4 protein-coding genes and 1 pseudogene are annotated in these 5,195 nt (G+C 64.6%); 4 read left to right on the top strand and 1 reads right to left on the bottom strand.

All coding sequences use genetic code 11. From position 1 onward, the window contains the following. On the bottom strand, positions 1-2,096 hold a 2,096-nt coding region (locus I5M_RS18480), incomplete at its 3' end, for a 3-hydroxyacyl-CoA dehydrogenase NAD-binding domain-containing protein (RefSeq protein WP_031336967.1). A 210-nt stretch (positions 2,097-2,306) separates the two neighbouring features. Between I5M_RS18480 and I5M_RS18475 the strand changes: the two genes are divergently transcribed. The 4 genes and pseudogenes from I5M_RS18475 to I5M_RS18460 all read left to right on the top strand — a co-directional run. Further along, positions 2,307-3,176: an IclR family transcriptional regulator gene (locus tag I5M_RS18475; RefSeq protein ID WP_022722752.1), complete on the top strand. Its 870-nt coding sequence runs from the start codon at positions 2,307-2,309 to the stop codon at positions 3,174-3,176. Between the two features lie 66 nt (positions 3,177-3,242). Further along, positions 3,243-4,040 (top strand): ABC transporter ATP-binding protein, encoded by a 798-nt coding sequence (locus I5M_RS18470; protein WP_022722751.1) that lies wholly within the window; start codon positions 3,243-3,245, stop codon positions 4,038-4,040. Beyond that, entirely contained in the window at positions 4,037-4,750 is a 714-nt protein-coding gene (locus I5M_RS18465; RefSeq protein ID WP_022722750.1) for an ABC transporter ATP-binding protein, read from the top strand. Before I5M_RS18470 ends, I5M_RS18465 begins: the two co-directional genes overlap by 4 nt. Positions 4,751-4,762: 12 nt before the next feature. Beyond that, positions 4,763-5,195, top strand: a pseudogene (locus tag I5M_RS18460) (branched-chain amino acid ABC transporter permease); the annotation flags it as partial.

Raw genomic sequence — 5,195 nt, 5'->3', positions numbered from 1 at the left:
GCCGCCGCCTTGTTGGGCTGCGCCAGCGAGGCGAAGGTTTTGCCTTCAGCGGCGAGGCGGGCGAGTAGCGGGGCCGGCTCCAGCGACGGATCGTTGGTCTGCTTCGCATAGAGCGCCAGCCGCTCGGCGATGTGCTTGAGGCCGACGCTGTCGGCATAGTGCATCGGGCCGCCGCGATAGACCGGCCAGCCGTAGCCGTAGATCCACACCACGTCGATGTCGGACGGCCGCGCCGCGATGTGTTCTTCGAGGATGCGGGCGCCCTCGTTGATCATCGGATAGACCATACGCTCGAGGATCTCCTGATCGTCGATGGCGCGGCGCTTGAGGCCGAGCTTGGCCAGCGTCTGGTCGATCAGCGTCTCGACTTCCGGATCGGGCAGCGGCGCGCGCGAGCCCTGTTCGTACTTGTAGTAGCCCTTGCCGGTCTTCTGGCCGAAGCGGCCGGCTTCGCACAAAGCGTCGGCGATCTCGGACTTGATGCCGCGGTCCTTGCGCGAGCGCCAGCCGATGTCGAGGCCGGCGAGATCACCCATCGCGAACGGGCCCATCGGCATGCCGAACTTGGTGACGACGCCGTCGACCTGCTGCGGCAGCGCGCCTTCGAAAAGCAGCTTCTCGGCCTGCTTGCTACGCGCCGCCAGCATGCGATTGCCGACGAAGCCGTCGCAGACGCCGACCACGACCGGCACCTTGGCGATCTTCTTGGCCACCGACACCGCGGTCATCAGCGCATCCGGCGCCGTCTTGGCGCCGCGCACGATCTCGCACAGCTTCATGACGTTGGCAGGCGAGAAGAAGTGCATGCCGACCACGTCCTGCGGCCGCTTGGTGGTGGCGGCTATCTCGTCGATGTTGAGATACGACGTGTTGGAGGCCAGCACGGCGCCGGGCTTGGCGTAGGCGTCGATTGCGGTGAAGACTTCCTTCTTCACCGCCATGGTTTCGAACACCGCCTCGATGATCAGGTCGGCGTCCTTGACGTGCTCGAGGCCGACCTTGCCGTCGATCAGCGCCATGCGCTTGGCCGGCGCATCGGCCGGGATGCCGCCGCGCGCCGCGGTCGCCTCGTAGTTCTTCTGCATGATGCCGAGGCCGCGCTTGAGCTGCTCCTCGCCGGTCTCGATCAGCGTCACCGGAATGCCCGCATTGGCGAACGACATCGCGATGCCGCCGCCCATCGTGCCGGCGCCGATGATCGCCGCGCGCGCCACCGGGCGCGGCTTCGTGCTCTCCGGCACGCCGTCGATCTTGGCGGCCTCACGCTCGGCGAAGAACGCGTAGCGCTGCGCCTTCGACTGTTCGCTGACGACGAGCTTGAGGAAGCCTTCGCGCTCTTTCTTCAATGCTTCGTCGAACGGGTAGTCGAGCCCGGCCGCGATCGCGTCGGCGCAGGCGAAAGGCGCTTCGAGGCCGCGGGTCTTCTTGGTCATCGCCGCGACCGCATTGGTGAAGATCGAGCGGTCGGCCCGCGCCGCCGCGATCTTGCTGTCGTCGTCGCGCAGACGGCGCAACGGACGCTTCTCGGCCAGCACCTTGTGGGCGAAGGCTTCGGCGCCCGGCACGAGCTCGTCGACGATTTCGTCGACCAGGCCGTGCTGCGCGGCTTCGGGCGCCTTGATCGGATCGCCGCCGAGGATCACTTTGACGGCAAGCTCGACACCGACCGCACGCGGCAGTCGCTGCGTGCCGCCGGCCCCCGGCAGCAGGCCGAGCTTGACCTCGGGCAGACCGAGCCGCGCGTCTTTGACCGCCACACGGAAATGACAGCCGAGCGCGACTTCGAGACCGCCGCCGAGCGCGGTGCCGTGAATAGCAGCGATCGTCGGCTTGGGTGAATTCTCCAGCGCGGCGATGACGTCGTTGAGCGCCGGCGGCTGCGGCGGCTTACCAAACTCGGTGATGTCGGCACCGGCGATGAAGGTACGCCCCGCGCAGGTCAGTACGATGGCCTGCACTTCGGGATCGGCGACCGCTGCCGTGACGTTGTCGAGAATGCCGCGGCGAACGGCCGCACTGAGTGCATTGACCGGCGGACTATCGATGGTGACGATGGCGACGACGCCGCGGCGCTCGCGTTTGACGACTTCGGTCATTCGGGCTGTCTCCTCGTTGCGTTTCTTAACTTGCGTGTTCTTGGCATGCTCGATCCGCAATCGATCCGAAGCGAGCGCTGTTGCGGTGCGGCATCATCCCGATCAAGTGCATTTCGCACTGCGAAACTTAATTCCACATCTTGACAGGCAGGGTTATTTTGAAGAGCGTCGCTTGTCAACGACGCGCATCATCAATCGATCGTGCAGGGAATGAAACGCCAGTCCAAGAAGACCGCCAGCGACCGCAACTTCGTCGTCGCCTTGTCGCGCGGACTGGAAGTGCTGCGGGCATTCGGCCCCCATGACGGCCTGCTCGGCAATCAGGAATTGGCGGCGCGTACCAAGCTGCCGAAGCCGACCATCTCCCGACTCACCTACACGCTGACCAAGCTCGGCTATCTGACCCAGGTTCCGCGTTTCGAAAAATATCAGCTCGCGCCGGCGGCGATGTCGCTGGGCTACGCCGCGCTCGCCAATCTCGGCATCCGTCATTTGTCACAGCCCTACCGCGACGAATTGATGCAGCAGACCGGCGGCGCCGTCGCGGTCGGCGCGCGCGACCGGCTGAGCATGATCTATGTCGGGCAGGCGCGATCGAGCCTCACCGTCGGCGTGCAGCTCGACGTCGGCTCGAAGATTCCGATCGCCACCACGGCGATGGGTCGGGCCTTCGTGTGTGCGCTACAAGGCGAAGAACGCGCGGCACTGCTACGCGATATGCGCGAGCACTATGGCAGCCGTTGGCCGCGCATCAAGGAAGGCCTCGAGCGCGCCGAGGAAATGGTCGCCGAGCACGGCTTCGCGATTTCGTCGGGCGAATGGCACGACGATGTCGGCGCCGCCGGCGTGGTGATGACGATGAGCGACGGAACCGGGCCCTACGCGTTCAATTGCGGAGCACCGGCATTTCGCTTCACGGAAGAGCGGCTGATCAACGACATTGGACCGCGCCTCGTCACGATGGTAAGACAAATCGAAGCGGCGCTCGGGGGAACGGCGTCGCCGATAACAAGAAAAACAGACAATAAGAAAACAAAACCAGGAGGGAAACTTGCCCGTGTCGTGGAGGGTATCAGGTAGTCGCTGTCGTGCAGTGATTCAGCCAGCGACTGGCACTAACAGGCCGAGCCCGCAGGGCGGCCGCCGATGATGCAGGCGACATCTTCAGACAGCGCAGCACCGCTCCTCGCGGTGCGCGATGTCAGCGTCGTGTTCGGCGGCATCGTCGCGCTGAACGGCGTTTCGTTCGACATGAAGAAGGGTCAGATCCTCGGACTGATCGGCCCCAACGGCGCGGGCAAGACCACGCTGTTCAACTGCCTGTCGCGGCTCTATCAGCCGAGCAAGGGTGACATCCTGCTCGACGGTGAGAGCATTCTGTCTCGGCCCGCGCATCGCATCGCCGAGATCGGCATCGGTCGCACGTTCCAGAACGTCGCGCTGTTTCCCAATCTCAGCGTGCTCGACAACGTCCGCGTCGGCACGCATTCCCGCACGAATAGCGACATCGTCTCGGACTCGCTGCGTCTGCCTTGGGTGCGCAGCGGCGAGAAGGCGATGAACAAGCGGGTCGACGAGATCCTCGGTTATCTCGATCTGCGCGAAGTCGCCCACACCACGGTGAGCGGCCTGCCGTTCGGCACCCAGAAGCGCGTCGAACTGGCGCGCGCCCTCGCCGCCGAGCCGAAGATCCTGCTGCTCGACGAGCCCGCCGGCGGCCTCAATCACGAAGAGGTCTACGTGCTCGGTGACCTCGTCCGCCGCATCCGCAACGATCGCGGCGTCACCGTTCTGCTGGTCGAGCATCACATGGGCATGGTGATGTCGACCGCCGATCATGTCGTCGCGCTGAACTTCGGCAAGAAGCTAGCAGAAGGGACGCCGACCGAGGTGCAAAACAACGCCGACGTGATCAAGGCGTATCTCGGGAGCAAGGATCAATGACCGCGATGCTCAATGTGCGCGACCTGCGCGCTTATTACGGTCAGGTCCAGGCGCTGCACGGACTCGAATTCGACCTGCACGAAGGCAGCCTCACCACCCTGCTCGGCGCCAACGGCGCCGGCAAGACCACGACGCTGCGCGCCATCTGCAACATGGTGCGTTCGACCGGCGCGGTCGAATTCGAAGGCAAGACGATCAACAAGAGTTCGACCGAAGCCATCGTCAAGCTCGGCATCGCCCATGTGCCACAGGGCCGCGGCACCTTCACCACCATGACGGTGGAGGAAAACCTCGCCCTGGGTGCGATCAGCCGCAAGGACCATAAGGCGATCGCCTCCGACATCGAGCGGATGTACGCGCACTTCCCGGTCCTGGAGAAGCGGCACACTCAGCAGGCCGGCACATTGTCGGGCGGTGAACAGCAGATGCTGGCGGTCGCACGGGCGCTGATGCTGCGGCCGCGGCTGATGCTGCTCGACGAGCCGTCGTTCGGCCTGGCGCCGCTGATCGTGCGCGACCTGTTCAAGATCCTCGGCAAGATCAACCGCGAGGACAAGGTCACGATCCTGGTGGTCGAGCAGAACGCGCAACTCGCGCTCGAACTCGCCGACAAGGCCTACGTGATCGAGACCGGACGCATCGTGATGTCGGGCAGCGCGGACCAGATCGCCTCGAACGAGGACGTCCGCAAATCCTATCTGGGCTACTGAGGGAGGCTGGCCATGGATCTGTTTCTCAACCAAGTGCTGGCCGGCATCGCCACCGGCGCGATCTATGCCTGCATGGCGCTCGCCGTGGTGATGATCTATCAGGCGATCGATCACCTCAATTTCGCTCAAGGCGAAATGGCGATGTTTTCGACGTTCGTCGCCTGGCAATTGATGCAATGGGGCGTGCCCTATTGGGGCGCCTTCGTGCTGACGCTGGCGTTTTCGTTCGCGGGCGGCGTCGTCATCGAGCGCGCGTTGTTCAAGCCGCTCGGCAACGCACCGATCCTGACCCACGTGGCCGGCTTCATCGCGCTGTTCTCGATCATCAACTCGGTCGCGGGCCTGACCTGGGACTTCACCATCAAGCAATTCCCCTCGCCGTTCGGCTCGTCGCCGTTCCTCGGCAGCCAGCTGATCTCGACGCATCAGGCCGGCATGATCGGCG

Origin of the sequence: Rhodopseudomonas sp. B29, assembly GCF_000333455.1 — a bacterium.
Lineage (GTDB): Bacteria > Pseudomonadota > Alphaproteobacteria > Rhizobiales > Xanthobacteraceae > Rhodopseudomonas.
Note: the sequence above shows the minus strand (reverse complement) of the source record. Positions and strands in the feature narration are given on the sequence as shown.